This window comes from Bacillus sp. EB106-02-03-XG38 (assembly GCF_058792175.1).
In genome coordinates, this window is sequence record NZ_JBYTED010000002.1 from 121,176 (window position 1) to 137,757 (window position 16,582).

Genomic DNA, 16,582 nt, shown 5'->3' on the forward strand with positions numbered 1-16,582 from the left:
TCTTTTTATTAACTCTTACACCTCTATTATTATAGGAAGGATCATCGGTTTTCTTTTCGTATTAGTATATATAAACTTCCCTAAAGCCTCTCTTACTTCTCTTTTCAAAATACCCCAGCTATTCACATTCTCTTTCTTCAAATTATTAATTGTAATAACAGCTAATTTATTTAATTCCTTCAAAAACTCTTCTGAATCACGAACATAGACAAATCCACGAGAGATAATATCAGGACCGGAAATAATTTCTCCATCCACTTTATTAAAGGTAATAACTATTACGAGCATTCCATCTTCGGAAAGTTGTTTTCGATCACGTAATAAGGCATTTCCAACATCACCAATTCCTAATCCATCTACATATATATTTCCGGCCTGTATTTTTCTAGATTGAACGGCCACTTCATTACTAATATCTACAACATCTCCATTACGAACGATAAAGATATTTTCTTTTTCGACACCAATTGATTCTGCTAACAAACTATGGTGATGTAGCATTCTAAACTCTCCATGAATTGGGATAAAATATTTAGGTTTCATTAAAGTGAGCATTAATTTCAACTCTTCTTGATACGCATGACCAGATACATGGACTCCAGTAGAACTACCTGATCCATATATTACTTGTGCTCCTAAAGCAAATAAATTATCTATAATTCTTGAAACGTTACGTTCATTTCCTGGAATCGGAGTCGCGGCTATAATAACCGTGTCTTCTGGCAAAACATCAACTTGTCTATAGTTCCCACTCGCTAAACGCGCTAAAGCTGCCATCGGTTCTCCTTGACTTCCTGTACAAAGTATCGCTACCTGCTTTGGATCTAAACGATTTACCTCACTCGCTTCAATTAACATGCCGTCTGGAATATGTAAATAACCTTTCTCTAGAGCAACTTCTACTACATTTACCATACTTCTCCCGAGCAAAGCCAGTTTTCGATTTGTTTTTATGCAAGCTTCAACTATTTGCTGAACGCGATTCACATTAGAAGCAAATGTAGAAATAATTACTTTTCTATTTGCTTTCATAAATATTTCTTCTATTCGTTCTCCTACTGATCTTTCTGATGGAGTAAAACCTGGTCGTTCTGCATTTGTACTTTCAGATAGTAAAGCTAGTACACCTTCACTACCTATTTTAGCCATTTTATGAATATCAGGATGTTGTTTATTTACTGGTGTTAAATCAAATTTAAAATCCCCAGTATGCACTACAGTACCTTCTGGTGTATGAAACACGATACCGAGACAATCTGGAATACTATGATTCGTTTTAAAAAATGTCGTCTGAATGGAACCGAGAGCGATTTCTGATGCAGCGTGAATAACAATTAATTCTGTATCATTTTGAAGATTATGCTCTTTTAATTTAATTTCAATTAAACCTAACGTTAACTTGGTCGCGTAGATTGGTACGTTTAGTTGTTTTAAAAAATATGGTATTCCGCCAATATGGTCCTCATGCCCATGTGTCACGACTAATCCGCGAATTTTTTCTTTATTTTCTTGTAAGTATGTGATGTCTGGAATTATTAAATCAATTCCTAATAAACTTTCATCTGGAAATTTAGATCCACAATCAATAACGACAATATCATTTTCATATTGAATAGCATACATATTTTTCCCTATTTCATTTACTCCACCTAAAGCAACAATAGACAAGTTGTTCTTTAATGAATTCAAAGGATAGACCCTCCCTTTCATATTTATAATTCGTGAAATAGCATTTAGGCTTTATTATTTGTAATGAAAAAGGACTTCATACTATTTCATACATATAAAAATTCACACACTATTCTTATGTATATATCCCTAATAACACCATCTCTCTCTAAAAAAGCTCCCATTTTTTCATTGATTTTTTGTAAAATCTATTATATATTAATTACAGGTTCAAATTACGAGTTCAAAAGAACTTGTAATCAGACCCTTTGTTTAATGGGTTTTACATATTTTCATTAGGCAAATTCCGAGAAATCGTATGATAAAAATAACAAATGATGAGGAGAGGATCCGATGGAATTCGAATTTTTCTTTCAAATTGCACTTATTTTATTAAGTACAAAGCTTGCTGGTGATCTTAGTGTTAGACTAGGCCAACCCTCTGTACTAGGTAAATTAATTGTCGGTATCGTTATCGGTCCAGCTGTGTTAGGTTGGATTGAAAATTCAGAGCTTCTAACACAATTAAGTAATGTCGGTGTTATTCTTTTAATGTTTATGGCAGGACTTGAAACAGACTTAGAGGAATTAAACGCAAATCGTAATTCTTCTTTAGCTGTTGCACTTGGAGGTATCGTTCTTCCATTCGTAGGTGGTTACGTTTCTGGTCTCGTTATGGGAATGGAACAAGGAAATGCTGTATTTTTAGGATTACTTCTATGTGCGACAAGTGTTAGTATTTCTGTACAAACACTTCGCGATTTAGGAAAGATGAAAACACGTGAAAGTACAACTATGCTGGGCGCAGCTGTATTCGATGACATTCTTGTCGTTATTTTATTAGCATTTGCTATGAGCTTCTTAGGTACAGACGATGTTAACTTAACAATGGTTATCTTGAAGAAAGTTGTATTCTTCGCTTCTATTATTTTAATCGGATGGAAAGGTGTTCCTGCGATTATGCGCTGGTTATCACCACTACGCGTATCTGAGTCTATCGTGAGCGCGGCGCTTATCATCTGTTTCTCATTCGCATATTTCGGCGAATTATTAGGAATTGCTGGTATTATCGGTGCTTTCGCAGCTGGTATCGCTATTTCTCAAACGAATTACAAACATGAAGTAGAAAAGAAAGTAGAACCAATCGCTTACGCTATGTTCGTTCCAGTATTCTTCGTAAGTATCGGTATGAATATTACATTTGATGGTATTGGCGATCAAATTTGGTTCATCCTAGCATTAACAATAATCGCTGTATTAACGAAACTAATCGGTTGTGGCCTAGGTGCACGAATGACTGGATTTGACGCTAAGTCTTCTGCAATTATCGGTTCTGGAATGGTTTCTCGTGGTGAAGTTGCACTTATCATCGCAGGAACAGGACTTTCTTCTGGTCTACTCGCACAAGATTACTTTACAGCCATCGTTATTGTCGTTATTTTAACTACAATGATTACGCCACCAATGTTAAAATACACTTTTGGTGCAAAAGATAAAGCAATAAAAGCAAGTAAATAAGCTTTCTACAATAAAAAGAGATTACTATCTTATAAGATAGTAATCTCTTTTTTCATTTTATCTTTAAACAATTCCGTTCGTTTTTAACCATTTTTCAAAAATATTGTGTGCTTCTTCATCATCCGTATCATCACTAAATGAATACACCATAATACCGTAATCATCTATATATTCACCTAGGTTCATTTTCTCTACTTTCTTGTAAAAATCATCTACCTCATAGTACGGAATATAAGCATCCCAAACTGGTTCATTTATTCTTTTGTACGCCGTCACTTCTAAATCATGTCCATCTTCATAATATCCGATATGATAATGTTGACTAGGATCATATTTCTCCATAATAATTCCCCTCCCTTTGAAAACTTACCATATTTCACCTCATAAACAAAAGCGAGCTGTAATCACAGCTCGCTCGATTCATTAAATGCGTTCCATCGCTGTCTTCAACGTTCCAACAACAAAAGCAATTTCTTCACTTGAAATAACAAGCGGTGGTGCTAATGTTAAGACGTTATTATATCCAGCCGTTGTCATGCCGTTTCGTCCTATAATTAACCCTTTTTCTTTACAAGCATTTACAACACTTGCAATTTTGTCGTTATCAATTGGCTCTTTCGTCTCTTTATCATTTACTAGTTCGATTCCAACTAGTAAACCTTTTCCTCTAATATCCCCAACAAGTGGATGCTCTCCAATTTCTTCTTTTAATTGCTCTAATAAAAACGAGCCCATTTGTGCAGATCGCTCAATTAAATTTTCATTTTCCATAATTTCTAAGTTTTTAAGCGCTAATGCACAAGCCGCTGGATTTCCACCAAACGTATTAATATGACGGAAGAATTCATATTCTCCCTTCCCTTTAAATGCTTCATATATTTCTTTTTTCACAGCTGTTGCTGATAATGGTAAATATGCGCTTGTAATCCCTTTTGCCATTGTAATAATATCAGGCTTCACATCATAATTCATAAATCCAAATGCTTTGCCTGTACGCCCGAAACCGCAAATTACTTCATCACTAATGAGCAAAGCACCATGTTTTTGACACGTTTCATGAATAGCTTTCATATAGTCTTGTGGCGGCATTAAAATGCCTCCGCCCGTAATAATTGGTTCCATAATAAAAGCTGCAATCGTTTCACTTAATTCCCATGTCATAACGCGATCTACTTCTTTCACACATTCTACATCATAAATGTTCTCTCTTTCTATTCCAGGCATACGATAGCAATCTGGCGGCGTTACATGTAAAAAGCCTGAAGCAAATGGCTCATATTGATATCTACGCTGTGCTTGTCCCGTCGCTGCCATCGTTGCCATTGTATTTCCGTGATACCCACGGTAACGTGACATAAATTTATAACGATGCGGTTCACCTTTTTGAGCATAGTATTGCCTTGCTATTTTAAAAGCTGTTTCGTTCGCTTCCGAACCACTATTAGAGAAGAAAATAACATACTCTCCTCCGAGCCACTCATTTAATTTTTCGGCAAGCTTTATAGCCGGTTCATGCGATTGTGACATCGGAAAGTATGATAATGTTTGTAATTGCTTATAAGCTGCCTCTGCAAGCTCTTTTCTGCCGTACCCACTATTCACACACCAAAGACCACTCATACCATCTAAATATCTTTTTCCTTGTATATCTTCAACCCAGCACCCTTCTGCTTTTGCCCCTACCATTGTACTATTTGGACTAAAGGGACGCATTCCGTGCCAAACATATTGCTCATCTTTTGCTAATAATTCATCAGTCTGTTTCGTTTTCATCATTTCTTCCACCTTCCATAACAACTTATTTTTCACAAAAGCTGCGCTGGTGCCATGATGATTTAAATTTCTCCCTGCTTATTTTCATTCCACAAAATTAAGACAAATCCTACTTACAAAGCAGTATTATTTACAAGAAAATGCCAAAAGAAAAAGGAGCTTTTCTTATATATCGAAAAGCCCCTCTTTTTTAATGTGAAGACGCATCACTAATACCGTGACCAGTATTCGATTTCACAAGAATTTCATCAAATTTCGCTGCATCTTCTTTCTTACTAGATAAAACGGTCCCTAAATATGCGGCAAGGAATCCGAGCGGGATCGAAATAATTCCAGGTGTCGTATATGGGAATATCGCTTCTCCAACAAATATAGCTTTTCCAGCTACAGGATTCCAAACATTTGGACTTAGCGCTACGAGAACAATTGCTGATACAAGACCAACAATCATACCTGAGATGGCACCCGTCGTATTGAAGCGCTTCCAATATATTGTGAATAATATAACTGGTAAGTTTGCACTCGCTGCAACTGCAAATGCTAATGAAACTAAAAATGCTACGTTCAATGTTTGAGCAAATAACGCTAGTATAATGGATAATACCGCTACTCCAATAGACGCATAGCGAGCCATTGACACTTGCTCTTTTTCCGTTGATTTCCCCTTGCGAATAATTTCATTATAAAAATCATGTGCAAAGGCTGACGCTGCTGTTAATACAAGACCTGCCACTACAGCTAAAATCGTTGCAAAGGCAATAGCTGAAACGAAAGCAAATAAGAAATCTCCACCTAATGCTTTTGCTAATAAAGGTGCTGCCATATTACCAGCAGGATTTGCTTTAATAATTGCCTCATTTCCTACAAATGCCGCTGCTCCAAATCCTAAGAAGATTGTCATAATATAAAATGCACCAATTAACCACGTCGCGTATACAACAGATTGACGTGCTGTTTTTGCATCACGCACTGTAAAGAAGCGTACAAGAATATGTGGTAATCCCGCTGTACCAAGAACTAGTCCTAAATTTAAAGATAGCGTATCAAGGCCATCTTTATACTTTACTCCTGGATTTAAAAACGAATCTTTTAACGGTGTAGCTGTCTTCATTTGCGCGAACATTTCAGTCACACTAAAATTAAATTTTGCGAAAACGATAACAGAAATAATAAATGTACCAGCCATAAGTAATACAGCCTTAACAATTTGTACCCAGCTCGTCGCAGTCATTCCGCCGAAAATAACGTACACTGTCATTAACGTACCAACGATTAAAACAGATGTCGTATATTCGATCCCCAATAATAATTTAATAAGTGCACCAGCCCCAACTAATTGTGCGATCATATAAAAAATCGAAATCGTCATCGTATTCAGCGCTGCAACTCCGCGAACTTTTTTCGCATCAAAACGCGCCGCAATCATATCTGCTAACGTGTACTTACCTAAATTTCTAAGTGGCTCTGCAACTAAGTATAATACAACTAAATAAGCAACTAAGAAACCGATGCTATAAAAGAATCCATCAAACCCAGTTAACGCGATCGCCCCAGCTATACCAAGAAAGGACGCAGCAGACATATAATCCCCCGCAATGGCCAGACCATTTTGCCAACCAGTTAATCCGCCTCCAGCCGTATAAAACTCACTCGCATTCTTTGTTTTCTTCGATGCAAAATAAGTTATGACGAGTGTACCAAGAACGATGATTAAAAATAGTGCAAAAGCGGTTACATTCAAAGTCAGCCCCTCCCTTTTTGCATATCTTGCAGAATGTTTTGTGAGATTTTATCAAAGGATTCCGCTTTTTTGCTGTAAATCATACATAATGACCACGTCATAATAAATTGAGCAAATGCAAACACCCATGCCCACGTAACATCACCGAATGCTGGTGTATTGAGTACCTTTGAATACGATGTTAAAATAGGTAACGCAATAAAAAAGCTTAAAAAGAAAATACTCATTGGAACGATGAACTTCTTTTTCGTATTTAATAGCAATTGAAATTCTTCTGACTGAACAACCTCTGTATAATTCACCTCATTTTGTAACTTACGTGCTGACGTATCATCTCGCTTCATTCTCTAATCCCCTCTCTTACTAAAAATACAATTCCCCCTTGTATACCTAAAAAACTAAATTTTATAAATATTCAGAAACTTATTTTCATTTTAGACAATCCATACATTCCTGCAAAGATTTTTCGATAGACATTTTTCGGCAATTTCCCCTAAGTTTTTAATATACTTTTTCAGCATAAAATTTACACACTAGCCAAGCTTCCATACTCGTTATAACAAAATAAAAAAGTAGTGCTTATCGCACCACTTCTGTTTTTTTCTCTTTTTCTAAATTACGAGCTGTCTCACTTAATTCAACATCTTTTCCATCTTTAAGCGTCCCAAATAAGAAATCAAACACTGGGTTTGAAACACCGAACCAAAACTTTTCATTTTTATAATGGTGTAATATGTGCTGTTTTTTTAACCATCGTCCAAACTTAGTGACGGGACGAATCGGCTTATGTGCAATATAATGTTTCCATTCATAAACGAGAAGCATAATAATCATACCAATCCCGAATGAAAGTGTAATAGTAACACTTGTTGTTATAGCGTATGATAGGAGTAAATATATAGTAAAGCTCGGTATACTAAACCATACAGGCAAAAATAATAGTTTTAAATCATCTGGATAAACGTGATGATCATAATGTAATCTTCTTAACATTTTTAATAAAAATACGTTTTTAGGTGGTTTTAAGTGAAATAAAAACCGGTGTGTCATATATTCGTTCAGCGTATAAAAAACAATCCCAAACAAACACGTTAACATACCGATCCATGTGAATAATTGCATTTTTAAAATAATAATAAAAACAAATAAAATACTATACATAATAACGATATCATGTTGTAAAAAGAACTCTTTCCCCACTCTTTTCATATTCCTTCCCCCTTTTTCAAAAAAACAGCCGTAACATATCGTTACGACTATTTCTTTTATTTTATTCTTATTCTATTCACTTTACAGATTTGCCTGCTGCTCTATTGTCGAGAAAAAATTGTTCGATCCAAATATATTTTGCTTCGGAATAATATGTTCCACCGCAAACACTGTTACTTCTCCTCTTTGAACCTCTCCAATAATGAGCCCAAATATTTCATGATTTACCGCAAACGTCGGTTGCTTTGTTTGTAGTAACCTTGCTGCATTATGAAATACCGCTTCATATAGTGGATTCCTATCAGTAATTTCTTTTCGGATTTTTGGTGCTAGCGTAATAATAATTTCTTTTCCGTCAATAGTGGTTCGATACATAAAAATCTCCCCTTCAATCTTATGTGAACAACTGTAAAGCTTTGTATGCAAAATGGATAGAGTATCCTACTAAAATAATACCGGCTCCGGCTGTTATATAGCCAAGTGCTTTTTGCTTTAATAAAGTTCTGCCAAAATGGACAGAAAAAGCGATATTTAAATTCCATAAAATAATACCAACGATAATACAAAGGCTGTACAAAAAGGCTTCTTGTTTCGTTACCTTCGTAAGCAATGAGCTAAGTGTACTTCCGTATATACCAAACCAAAAAACAAGATTTAATGGATTGGATATCGCAATTAAAAAACCTGCCATAAACGATTGTTTTAGGCCACCTACCTCTTCTTTTTTATATTCCATATTCGAGTGGGAAATTCCTTGTTTTACACTTTGAAATCCTAAATAAAATAATAAAAAAAACCCTGCGCAATACATAAAAGCTTGTACATATGTATACATAAACACAGAAGATAAACCGAAATAGATGAGAAGCATAAACAAAATATCTGCAGTCATCCCACCAATTCCAACAACCCACGCATGCCAAAAACCTCGTTCAATGCCTCGTTTTAACATTTCAATATTAATAGGTCCTACTGGTGCAGCTAATGAAATACCTAATACAATTTGTTGTATAATCGCTCCAAACATCGCTCTGTCCTTTCTACTTCTTTTACTATTAAGTAATGATGTAATGTTTAAAAATAGACTAGCTTTCATCAAAATATTCACTACTAAAATACCCTTTTTTATCCAAAATATACAAAAGAGCCATCTAGATGATGGCTCTTATTTTTCTATCTTATGAAGAAAAGGACATTTTCCTTTTAGCGGCCCTACATCGTCTCCTATGAAGTATTGTTTCCATTCGCGATGATCAGGGTCACCATAATGACTAATGTTAGGATGTTTCGGCAACTGATCCCACTTTTCAACCCGCTCACGGACCGTTTGTCTTGAATATGCTCCTTTAGGACGATCCCCTTCTAATCCATCAAAGATGGTACGTGGTTGAAAGCCAATAACGAGAGAATTTCCTAAGTACCTAGTTTTTCGTTGTTTATAAGCTGGTGCATTTCCAAATGCGAATATCGGTTCACCACCAAATGAAAATTCCCATAAGTAATGGTCTGGGTCTTCTGGAATTTGCTTCGGCCATGCTTGGTCATCATTTTCATGTAAATATTGTAATACTCTCCAAAAGTAATCTCGATAATATTCTAGTGATTGCTCTTCACATTCCGGTTCCACAAAGAGGAAAAATCCTCTTCTTACAATTGGCCGCTCTTTCATTAACTCTAAAAAAGATAACATTGTATGTGGCAAATGACTCCAATCATTATGAGAGAGGAAGGAATAACGAAGCTCATTCTTTTTCAAAGCTGTTAGGCCGAAATAACACGGGAAAGTTGGTTCTAGCACGACACTCGAAAAATTTTGAAATTCTTTTGTAACCCAATTCGGTATGTCCGTTCTCGTTCTCATTCCTTCATTATCTAATAAATAAGACTCATTCATTCTTTCTTTCACCTCATTATGTATAGCATTCAATTAAGAATATTACATACTCGGCCTGTCCTATACCTATTTAAAAATCTGGCTGAAAAATTATTTAAAAATACAAAAAAATAAAATCGCTTACTTGACTAAATTCTACCAATTCGTGTATATTTAAATTAATCATTTAGCAGAATATTCAAGATTATAGCATTTTTAGTTTATATTATCTTTTCAAATGAATTTCACTAAATGAAAAAAGCAAATGTTTTTAGGAGGAATTGTAACATGCAAGGAAAAGTAAAATGGTTTAACAACGAAAAAGGTTTTGGATTTATCGAAATGGAAGGCGCTGACGATGTATTCGTACATTTCTCTGCTATCCAAGGCGACGGCTACAAAGCTTTAGAAGAAGGTCAAGAAGTATCTTTCGATATCACTGAAGGAAACCGCGGACCTCAAGCTGCTAACGTAGTAAAACTTTAATCCAACATATGACAGGAGGTTACCTAACTTGGTAACCTCCTTTGTTATTCCTTTGTATATTTCCGTTTTCCAGAGCAAAAACTATGTGAAATGCGCAATATACAAAGGAGGAATTAGCAATGGGATCAGAAGTAAATGATTTTGAAGAAGTAAAATTCCGTGTAGAAACAGCACAAAAAATGGTAGGATCAGCGACAATTTCAATGGATCCAGATACATTAGAGCATGCTACTACTGCGGTAGAAGCCGCTCGCTCTCAGCTTGAAATTATGAAATCTGTTGCAACAGATTTAGATGAGCCATTTCTTATGAATGAGGAAAAGAAATTAAGTCAATGCGAGCATCAATTAAATGAAGCGAAGCACTAAAAAACATCCAGAGAATTTTCTCTGGATGTTTTTTCATGACAACTGTTCTCCATACTTTTTTAACGTTTCTCCAATTGTACATTGCCTAATACAAAAGGAATGAGCATAATACTTACTATTTGTCTTTCGATTATGTTCTCGCAAAAAACACCCTTCACAATACGTTTCTAATAAGTCATTTACCTCTGTAATGAGTTGCTTTTTATCCACCTTTGCACCTCTCTATTCGGTTATTTCTTTATGACTATCAATTACTGTTCCTTCTAATGCTTGCGTAGCTAATTGGTGTGCTTCTTTGTTTTGTTTTCTAGATATCGGCTCACATACAAGTTTTAATTTCATTTGCTTCGCCTTTTGTTCAATTTGATCTAAGTAATGATTTAAATGCTCATCATAACAAGGCCATTCTCCAGCCAATTGCTGCAGTACAACTTGAGAATCGCCGCGAAGCGTGACCGCTTCATACTTAATCCCTAATTCCTCGAGTATATTCATGCCATATAGTAACGATGCATATTCCGCTTCATTATTATCATATATGCCTTCTATATATGCATTACGGCGAATTCGGTATTTAGCATTTCCTTTTTTATAGTATACACATATACCTACTCCAGCTTCTTTCGTCTGTACATCATAACCACCATCAAAATAAACGAGTATTTCTTGGGGCTCTTCCTCCACTTGTTTACTCAGCTTTTTCATTTCCTTTAACGACCATTCTGCATCCATTTCATCATAAAATGATAGTTCTTTCACTCTTCCTGTTTTCTCAAAATCCTCTGCAAATTGAAGTACATCTTCTATGTTCATATAATCTGTCGTTAACTCTGTCTGCAAACCACGCTTCGTTTTATATAACCAATGAATTTTATATTTCATACTAGATTCCCCTTATATAAGACTTCTTATATGTAGCCAGCTAATGAAAGCCTTACTTTATTTTATTATATTTTATCAAGAGTCACAGCATTATATTCAATGTGATTACATACAAAAAGAGCTACCCCTTTAGGAATAGCTCTTTCATCTATTACATAAATCTTTCAAATTGTACTCGTTTATTAATCCAGTACATTACAGGCATACCGATCGCCATGACAACAAATTCACCAATTGCACATGTTAACCAAGTCAACATAAATGGTAAATCAAATGCAAGATGAAGTTCAATTGCAATCATAAACATAGTAATCGTAAAAATAACTGTATTAAAAATCATACGAGCCCAAACACCTTTAATAAATCGCATAGAAATAATCGTTGCAACTAATGCAAGAATAGATTGCCCTACTCCAAATACTAAATCGTAAGCGATCATAGGTGAGAAAAAGAGATTCGTTAAAAATACACCTAATACAATTCCGTAAATTGCTTTCTTATTAAATACAACAAGATGATTAAACATCTCTGAAATACGAAACTGTACATTCGTAAAGCCAAATGGCTGAATAAGCATAGAAACAGCAATATATAATGCCGCTAAAATACCATTACCGACTAAAGTTCTAATATTCATGACAAAATCTCCTTAGTTTTTTTACGTGGGATGGTTTCGAACCACGTTATTCTTTTTTTAAGCAACAAGATTATATTCTACGCAATACACACTCTTTCGTCAATAGATTCCTATCATTAACTACCTTTTTTCTTTTAGACAACGTATAATAAAACATATGAAAGTTTTAGGAGGTTTCACTTCATGACAGCAACAATTCAAAATGAAAAAGTGATCGTTTCCATTTCTGACAAAGGTGCAGAATTACAAAGCGTTCGCTTAAAAGAAGATAATACTGAATACTTATGGCAAGGCGATTCTACTTATTGGGGGCGCCGCGCACCAATTTTATTCCCAATTGTCGGTCGATTAGTAGATAATACATACTACGTAGATGGTAAACCATATTCTTTAACACAACACGGCTTCGCTCGTGACCTTACATTCACTGTGAAAGAACAAAGTGAAACGAAAATCACTTATATTGTTACTAGTAATGAGGAAACATTAAAAAAATACCCATACGAATTCGAATTACTTGTTTCTTATGAGCTAGACGGACAAATCGTTCATGTAACATATGAAGTAAATAATCCCGCTTCAACAGAGATGTTCTTCTCAATCGGAGCACATCCTGGTTTCAACTTCCCGTTATTAGAGGGCGAATCATTTACAGATTATCATTTATCATTTAATGGTTCTGAACGCTTAGAAACAAGCGTATTAGAAGGTCCTTACCTTTCAAGCAAAAAGCAATTAATCGCTGAAAATACGAATGAGTTACCACTTACATACGATTTATTTAAAAATGATGCACTTATTTTTGAAAATATGAATACGGATGAAATCTCTATTCGTTCTCATAAACATAATAAATTTGTAAAAGTAGAATTTGAAGGATTCCCATTTGTCGGTGTATGGACACCAGGCGAGAATGCACCGTTCTTATGTATTGAACCTTGGTACGGAATTGCCGATGAAGTAACTCCAGCAAAAGATTTCAAGGAAAAAAAAGGAATTCAATCTTTACAAGCGAATGAAACATTTACATGTCGTTATAGCATTACAATCGGCTAATTACTCTATCCCCTACTTCAAAGAAACATATAAGTAGGGGATCATCTTATCATTTGGAGGTTTCTCATTTTGATTGAAGTATATATTGATGGTGCATCAAAAGGAAATCCTGGTCCTTCTGGTGCGGGAGTATTTATTAAAGGGGTTCAACCAGCTGTACAATTATCATTACCCCTCGGGACAATGTCCAATCATGAGGCAGAATACTACGCTTTACTTGCGGCATTAAAATATTGCACAGAACATAATTATAACATTGTCTCTTTTCGTACAGATTCGCAACTTGTCGAGCGAGCTGTCGAAAAAGAATACGCAAAAAATAAAATGTTTGCACCACTATTAGAAGAAGCACTGCAATACATAAAAAATTTCGATCTCTTTTTTATTAAGTGGATTCCAAGTAGTCAAAATAAAGTTGCTGATGAGTTAGCTAGAAAGGCTATCTTACAAAATTAACGGGGGTATGAGTGTGAAAAAAGATTGGATTGCTCCTCTTGCTTTATTATTTGTCTCTTTTATTTGGGGGGCTACGTTTGTTGTCGTTCAAAATGCTATGTCTTTCGTTGGTCCATTTACTTTTAATGGTATTCGCTTTTTATTCGCTGGAATTATTTTATTATTCGTTCAAATGATTTTCGCAAAAAAAACTTCAAAACAAGATATAAAACAGAGTAGCCTTGCTGGATTAATCGTTGGATTCTTTTTATGTGTTGGCTATGTGTTACAAACATTCGGCTTACTTTATACAACTTCTTCAAAAGCAGGATTCTTAACAGGGCTTAGTATCGTTATGGTACCCATCTTGTCTTTTATCTTTTTAAAACAAAAAGCTACTATTTTTATCGTAATGGGCATTGCTGTAGCAACAGCTGGTTTATACTTATTAACAGCTGGTGATTCATTTCAATTAAACATTGGAGATATACTCGTTCTCGGTTGCGCGGTTGCTTTCGCTGCTCATATTCTTGTTAATGGCTTCTTCTCTAAGAAAATATCACCTTTATTGTTAAGTACATCGCAAGTGTTAGCTGTCGGTATGTTTTCTTCTATTTGCGCCTTTTTGTTTGAAGATTGGGAAAAATCATTCTCAGCAGCACTATGGACGAATTCTTCCTTTTTATTCGCCCTATTTCTAACTTCCCTATTCGCAACATCTATTGCTTTTTTCATTCAAACATCAGCGCAAAAACATACGTCTCCAACGAGAGTAGCCATTATTTTCGCAATGGAGCCCGTTTTCGCTGCCTTAACAGGCGTTCTCGTTGCAAACGAACAACTTTCTATTTCCGCTATTATCGGATGCCTCTGTATTTTCCTAGGCATGGTGTTTGTTGAATTACCTTCAAAAACAAAAAAAGAAGCGCAGGCTGCATGAAGTTACGCTTGTAACTTTCGCATAAAAGCCTTAGCGCTTTTTTTATCTGTAATCTCTTCTTCTTTCAATCGTTCTAATAACGCAACAAAATAACTCCCATCAAACTGTAACTGATGTTTAATTGTCGCTTCTATTGCCGCGTTCACAATTCCATCAGATGCACCAGTATATCCTTGTCCGAACATAATAAACCCTTGTGCTTCCTCTGATAGTTTAAATCCTTTCGTATGTAAGAATGAAAGATAATCTTCTACTGTTTGCATGTTATTCCCACCTACTCAAAAATTCTCCATCTCCTATCATACATGTTTTTACACGCTATGAGAATGAAATTTCTTTGACAACTTTGTAAATCTATCGTCTACTGCATAGACAATAGAGGATTTCCTTACAATATGAATGAATATGTATAGTGGAACTTATTTCATATTAAAGGGGAGACATGATGAAACAAGCACTATTAATTATCGATGCGCAGCAAGAATTAATGGATGGAAATGAAAAAGAAAACGCAGTTTTTCGTAAAACCGATTTATTATCCACACTAAATACAGCCATGCAGAAAGCAATAGATGCAAATGCCCTTATTGTTTTCGTAAGAGATACCGATGTTGCTTCTGGTAGCGGAGAAGGATTTGAAGTACATAATGAAATTAAAGTACCTCAGTCTGCAATCCTTATTAATAAAGCAGCAACAAACGCATTCTATGGCACTTCTTTACTTGAACTTTTAAAAGAAGAAAAGATTGGCCATATCGTTATCGGTGGATGTAAAACAGAGCATTGTATCGACACCGCAGTTAGAACTGCTACTGTACAAGGATTTGACGTTACATTAATTAAAAACGGTCATTCCACAACTGATTCTAACGTATTATCTGCAGAGCAAATTATTGGTCATCATAATAAAATTCTACATGGACATTATAACGTGGATCATTTTTCAGTTGTTAGGGATGTCGAGGAAGACCTATTTGTACCTATTCATGATCAATATCGTGATTAACGAAAAAGAATCCTTCATTCAGAAGGATTCTTTTTTATCCAAAAATTTGCGCTGCAATACTATACAGTTCATTACTCCTTTTTAATAATTTATCGCTATTTTCCATCATAATTGGTGGTGTATTAACCTTTTGAAAACCAACAGACTCTAATTGATTCATAAAATCGTTTTTCCCCTCTGGTACATCAATTCTTAATTTATCATTATGATCTCTTGCTAAATGATGAACAATTCGCATCGCCATTTCATCATTTTTAGCAACGACTGGTCCTATTATTTTATTTTCTGGTGTTTGTACACTCAAACCATATCCTAATGCATTTTGTTCCTTATCCTTTACAACGATACACTGTTCACTTTGCATAATTCTTTTCGTTAAAAACTCTTCTCTATTTGTTCCAAACGCATATTCATCTAATTTTATTATTTCTTCTAAATCACACTCATTATAATTCATTATATAATCTTCATTTCCTATACAATAATCATTCACATTGTACGAGTTACATATGTATTTAGAAACATAGCTTACTGCTCTAAATCCTAATTTTTCATATAAAGGTTTTCCCTCGCCCGTAGCAATCAGCATAATTGGGGTATGAGCTGACACGCTTTTAACACACGCATCCGTTATTATCTTTCCGATCCCTCTTCCCTTATAATCTGGATGTACAATCACCATTCCTATTGACGCTAACGCCTCTCCGTATAATATAATTGCAGCGCTTGCAATAAGTTTTTTTCTCTCATTCCACACGCCATATACAATACCTGATTTAAAAATAGTTTCAATTTCTTCTCTGTTATAATCCCAGCCAATATAAGAAGATAATGCAACAATATCCTCTATATTTTCTGTTCTAAGACGATCTACTCTTATTTTCAATCCAATCATTCTCCATCCCCTTATCTAGACATTTAAATCATTATTACTAAATCAACTTGTACATGTTTCCCTTTATTTGTCACATACATATCCTATTTTGACCA

21 protein-coding genes and 1 riboswitch are annotated in these 16,582 nt (G+C 35.0%); of the genes, 7 read left to right on the plus strand and 14 right to left on the minus strand.

Translation table 11 applies throughout. The annotated features are described in order from the left end of the window. Positions 1 to 15 precede the first annotated feature (15 nt). Positions 16 to 1,689 (minus strand): ribonuclease J, encoded by a 1,674-nt coding sequence (locus AC3WTI_RS09900; protein WP_087958188.1) that lies wholly within the window; start codon positions 1,687 to 1,689, stop codon positions 16 to 18. A gap of 333 nt (positions 1,690 to 2,022) precedes the next feature. Here AC3WTI_RS09900 and AC3WTI_RS09905 point away from each other — a divergent pair, with 333 nt between their 5' ends. Further along, positions 2,023 to 3,186 carry a cation:proton antiporter gene (locus tag AC3WTI_RS09905; RefSeq protein WP_087958187.1) on the plus strand — a complete coding sequence of 388 codons (1,164 nt, stop codon included), beginning with the start codon at positions 2,023 to 2,025 and terminating at the stop codon, positions 3,184 to 3,186. 63 nt (positions 3,187 to 3,249) lie between these two features. Here the strand turns inward: AC3WTI_RS09905 and AC3WTI_RS09910 are convergent, their stop codons facing one another. The 8 genes from AC3WTI_RS09910 to AC3WTI_RS09945 all read right to left on the minus strand — a co-directional run bounded on the left by AC3WTI_RS09910 (position 3,250) and on the right by AC3WTI_RS09945 (position 9,803). Then, positions 3,250 to 3,528 (minus strand): DUF3986 family protein, encoded by a 279-nt coding sequence (locus AC3WTI_RS09910; protein ID WP_087958186.1) that lies wholly within the window; start codon positions 3,526 to 3,528, stop codon positions 3,250 to 3,252. An 81-nt stretch (positions 3,529 to 3,609) separates the two neighbouring features. Further along, positions 3,610 to 4,959: an aspartate aminotransferase family protein gene (locus tag AC3WTI_RS09915; protein WP_142286638.1), complete on the minus strand. Its 1,350-nt coding sequence runs from the start codon at positions 4,957 to 4,959 to the stop codon at positions 3,610 to 3,612. A 190-nt stretch (positions 4,960 to 5,149) separates the two neighbouring features. Beyond that, positions 5,150 to 6,700, minus strand: a complete 1,551-nt coding sequence (locus AC3WTI_RS09920; protein WP_097840416.1) for a solute symporter family protein — start codon at positions 6,698 to 6,700, stop codon at positions 5,150 to 5,152. Positions 6,701 to 6,702: 2 nt separating this feature from the next. Continuing rightward, positions 6,703 to 7,044 carry a DUF485 domain-containing protein gene (locus AC3WTI_RS09925; protein WP_000817376.1) on the minus strand — a complete coding sequence of 114 codons (342 nt, stop codon included), beginning with the start codon at positions 7,042 to 7,044 and terminating at the stop codon, positions 6,703 to 6,705. A 235-nt stretch (positions 7,045 to 7,279) separates the two neighbouring features. Continuing rightward, a complete protein-coding gene (locus tag AC3WTI_RS09930; protein WP_492304360.1) occupies positions 7,280 to 7,909 on the minus strand; it encodes a sterol desaturase family protein in 630 nt (209 codons plus the stop codon). Between the two features lie 81 nt (positions 7,910 to 7,990). Next, positions 7,991 to 8,284, minus strand: coding sequence for a hypothetical protein (locus AC3WTI_RS09935; protein WP_000286363.1), 294 nt, complete (start codon positions 8,282 to 8,284; stop codon positions 7,991 to 7,993). A gap of 19 nt (positions 8,285 to 8,303) precedes the next feature. Next, positions 8,304 to 8,936 (minus strand): LysE family transporter, encoded by a 633-nt coding sequence (locus tag AC3WTI_RS09940; RefSeq protein WP_087958303.1) that lies wholly within the window; start codon positions 8,934 to 8,936, stop codon positions 8,304 to 8,306. Between the two features lie 138 nt (positions 8,937 to 9,074). Then, positions 9,075 to 9,803: a YqcI/YcgG family protein gene (locus AC3WTI_RS09945; protein WP_087958182.1), complete on the minus strand. Its 729-nt coding sequence runs from the start codon at positions 9,801 to 9,803 to the stop codon at positions 9,075 to 9,077. Between the two features lie 267 nt (positions 9,804 to 10,070). Here AC3WTI_RS09945 and cspB point away from each other — a divergent pair, with 267 nt between their 5' ends. Next, positions 10,071 to 10,268: a cold shock-like protein CspB gene (gene cspB, locus AC3WTI_RS09950; RefSeq protein ID WP_001161731.1), complete on the plus strand. Its 198-nt coding sequence runs from the start codon at positions 10,071 to 10,073 to the stop codon at positions 10,266 to 10,268. A 119-nt stretch (positions 10,269 to 10,387) separates the two neighbouring features. Further along, on the plus strand, positions 10,388 to 10,636 hold the full coding sequence (locus AC3WTI_RS09955) for a DUF2564 family protein (protein WP_000534396.1): 249 nt from the start codon (positions 10,388 to 10,390) through the stop codon (positions 10,634 to 10,636). Between the two features lie 33 nt (positions 10,637 to 10,669). Here the strand turns inward: AC3WTI_RS09955 and AC3WTI_RS09960 are convergent, their stop codons facing one another. The 3 genes from AC3WTI_RS09960 to AC3WTI_RS09970 form a co-directional block, all read right to left on the minus strand. Then, positions 10,670 to 10,846 carry a zinc-finger domain-containing protein gene (locus AC3WTI_RS09960; RefSeq protein ID WP_087958181.1) on the minus strand — a complete coding sequence of 59 codons (177 nt, stop codon included), beginning with the start codon at positions 10,844 to 10,846 and terminating at the stop codon, positions 10,670 to 10,672. 12 nt (positions 10,847 to 10,858) lie between these two features. Next, the gene (locus tag AC3WTI_RS09965) at positions 10,859 to 11,518 is read right to left on the minus strand and encodes a ribonuclease H family protein (RefSeq protein WP_087958180.1); all 660 of its coding nucleotides are present in this window, start codon (positions 11,516 to 11,518) and stop codon (positions 10,859 to 10,861) included. Positions 11,519 to 11,669: 151 nt separating this feature from the next. Continuing rightward, on the minus strand, positions 11,670 to 12,155 hold the full coding sequence (locus AC3WTI_RS09970; RefSeq protein ID WP_001026467.1) for a QueT transporter family protein: 486 nt from the start codon (positions 12,153 to 12,155) through the stop codon (positions 11,670 to 11,672). Positions 12,156 to 12,161: 6 nt separating this feature from the next. Then, a riboswitch (PreQ1 riboswitch) is annotated at positions 12,162 to 12,206 on the minus strand. Positions 12,207 to 12,338: 132 nt separating this feature from the next. On the opposite strand from AC3WTI_RS09970, the gene AC3WTI_RS09975 reads away from it, so the two are divergent. The 3 genes from AC3WTI_RS09975 to AC3WTI_RS09985 all read left to right on the plus strand — a co-directional run bounded on the left by AC3WTI_RS09975 (position 12,339) and on the right by AC3WTI_RS09985 (position 14,586). Beyond that, entirely contained in the window at positions 12,339 to 13,211 is an 873-nt protein-coding gene (locus AC3WTI_RS09975; protein WP_087958179.1) for an aldose 1-epimerase family protein, read from the plus strand. Between the two features lie 69 nt (positions 13,212 to 13,280). After that, positions 13,281 to 13,667, plus strand: a complete 387-nt coding sequence (locus AC3WTI_RS09980; RefSeq protein ID WP_097840415.1) for a reverse transcriptase-like protein — start codon at positions 13,281 to 13,283, stop codon at positions 13,665 to 13,667. 13 nt (positions 13,668 to 13,680) lie between these two features. Continuing rightward, positions 13,681 to 14,586 carry a DMT family transporter gene (locus AC3WTI_RS09985; RefSeq protein ID WP_144488432.1) on the plus strand — a complete coding sequence of 302 codons (906 nt, stop codon included), beginning with the start codon at positions 13,681 to 13,683 and terminating at the stop codon, positions 14,584 to 14,586. A gap of 2 nt (positions 14,587 to 14,588) precedes the next feature. Here the strand turns inward: AC3WTI_RS09985 and AC3WTI_RS09990 are convergent, their stop codons facing one another. Beyond that, a complete protein-coding gene (locus AC3WTI_RS09990) occupies positions 14,589 to 14,849 on the minus strand; it encodes a DUF6123 family protein (RefSeq protein WP_001195212.1) in 261 nt (86 codons plus the stop codon). Positions 14,850 to 15,031: 182 nt separating this feature from the next. On the opposite strand from AC3WTI_RS09990, the gene AC3WTI_RS09995 reads away from it, so the two are divergent. Beyond that, positions 15,032 to 15,592, plus strand: a complete 561-nt coding sequence (locus tag AC3WTI_RS09995) for a cysteine hydrolase family protein (RefSeq protein WP_087958176.1) — start codon at positions 15,032 to 15,034, stop codon at positions 15,590 to 15,592. A gap of 34 nt (positions 15,593 to 15,626) precedes the next feature. Here AC3WTI_RS09995 and AC3WTI_RS10000 read toward each other — a convergent pair whose 3' ends face one another. After that, complete coding sequence (locus AC3WTI_RS10000) at positions 15,627 to 16,487, minus strand: GNAT family N-acetyltransferase (RefSeq protein ID WP_097840413.1); 861 nt, start codon at positions 16,485 to 16,487, stop codon at positions 15,627 to 15,629. Positions 16,488 to 16,582 lie beyond the last annotated feature (95 nt).

What these genes read in the sequence shown, in the direction of transcription:
- AC3WTI_RS09930 (WP_492304360.1), bottom strand. Translation starts at nt 7,909, where the DNA reads ATGAAAAGAGTGGGGAAAGAGTTCTTTTTACAACATGATATCGTTATT.
- cspB (WP_001161731.1), top strand. Translation starts at nt 10,071, where the DNA reads ATGCAAGGAAAAGTAAAATGGTTTAACAACGAAAAAGGTTTTGGATTT.
- AC3WTI_RS09925 (WP_000817376.1), bottom strand. Translation starts at nt 7,044, where the DNA reads ATGAAGCGAGATGATACGTCAGCACGTAAGTTACAAAATGAGGTGAAT.
- AC3WTI_RS09970 (WP_001026467.1), bottom strand. Translation starts at nt 12,155, where the DNA reads ATGAATATTAGAACTTTAGTCGGTAATGGTATTTTAGCGGCATTATAT.
- AC3WTI_RS09965 (WP_087958180.1), bottom strand. Translation starts at nt 11,518, where the DNA reads ATGAAATATAAAATTCATTGGTTATATAAAACGAAGCGTGGTTTGCAG.
- AC3WTI_RS09995 (WP_087958176.1), top strand. Translation starts at nt 15,032, where the DNA reads ATGAAACAAGCACTATTAATTATCGATGCGCAGCAAGAATTAATGGAT.
- AC3WTI_RS09975 (WP_087958179.1), top strand. Translation starts at nt 12,339, where the DNA reads ATGACAGCAACAATTCAAAATGAAAAAGTGATCGTTTCCATTTCTGAC.
- AC3WTI_RS09990 (WP_001195212.1), bottom strand. Translation starts at nt 14,849, where the DNA reads ATGCAAACAGTAGAAGATTATCTTTCATTCTTACATACGAAAGGATTT.
- AC3WTI_RS09945 (WP_087958182.1), bottom strand. Translation starts at nt 9,803, where the DNA reads ATGAATGAGTCTTATTTATTAGATAATGAAGGAATGAGAACGAGAACG.
- AC3WTI_RS09905 (WP_087958187.1), top strand. Translation starts at nt 2,023, where the DNA reads ATGGAATTCGAATTTTTCTTTCAAATTGCACTTATTTTATTAAGTACA.
- AC3WTI_RS09910 (WP_087958186.1), bottom strand. Translation starts at nt 3,528, where the DNA reads ATGGAGAAATATGATCCTAGTCAACATTATCATATCGGATATTATGAA.
- AC3WTI_RS09935 (WP_000286363.1), bottom strand. Translation starts at nt 8,284, where the DNA reads ATGTATCGAACCACTATTGACGGAAAAGAAATTATTATTACGCTAGCA.
- AC3WTI_RS09915 (WP_142286638.1), bottom strand. Translation starts at nt 4,959, where the DNA reads ATGAAAACGAAACAGACTGATGAATTATTAGCAAAAGATGAGCAATAT.
- AC3WTI_RS10000 (WP_097840413.1), bottom strand. Translation starts at nt 16,487, where the DNA reads ATGATTGGATTGAAAATAAGAGTAGATCGTCTTAGAACAGAAAATATA.
- AC3WTI_RS09955 (WP_000534396.1), top strand. Translation starts at nt 10,388, where the DNA reads ATGGGATCAGAAGTAAATGATTTTGAAGAAGTAAAATTCCGTGTAGAA.
- AC3WTI_RS09940 (WP_087958303.1), bottom strand. Translation starts at nt 8,936, where the DNA reads ATGTTTGGAGCGATTATACAACAAATTGTATTAGGTATTTCATTAGCT.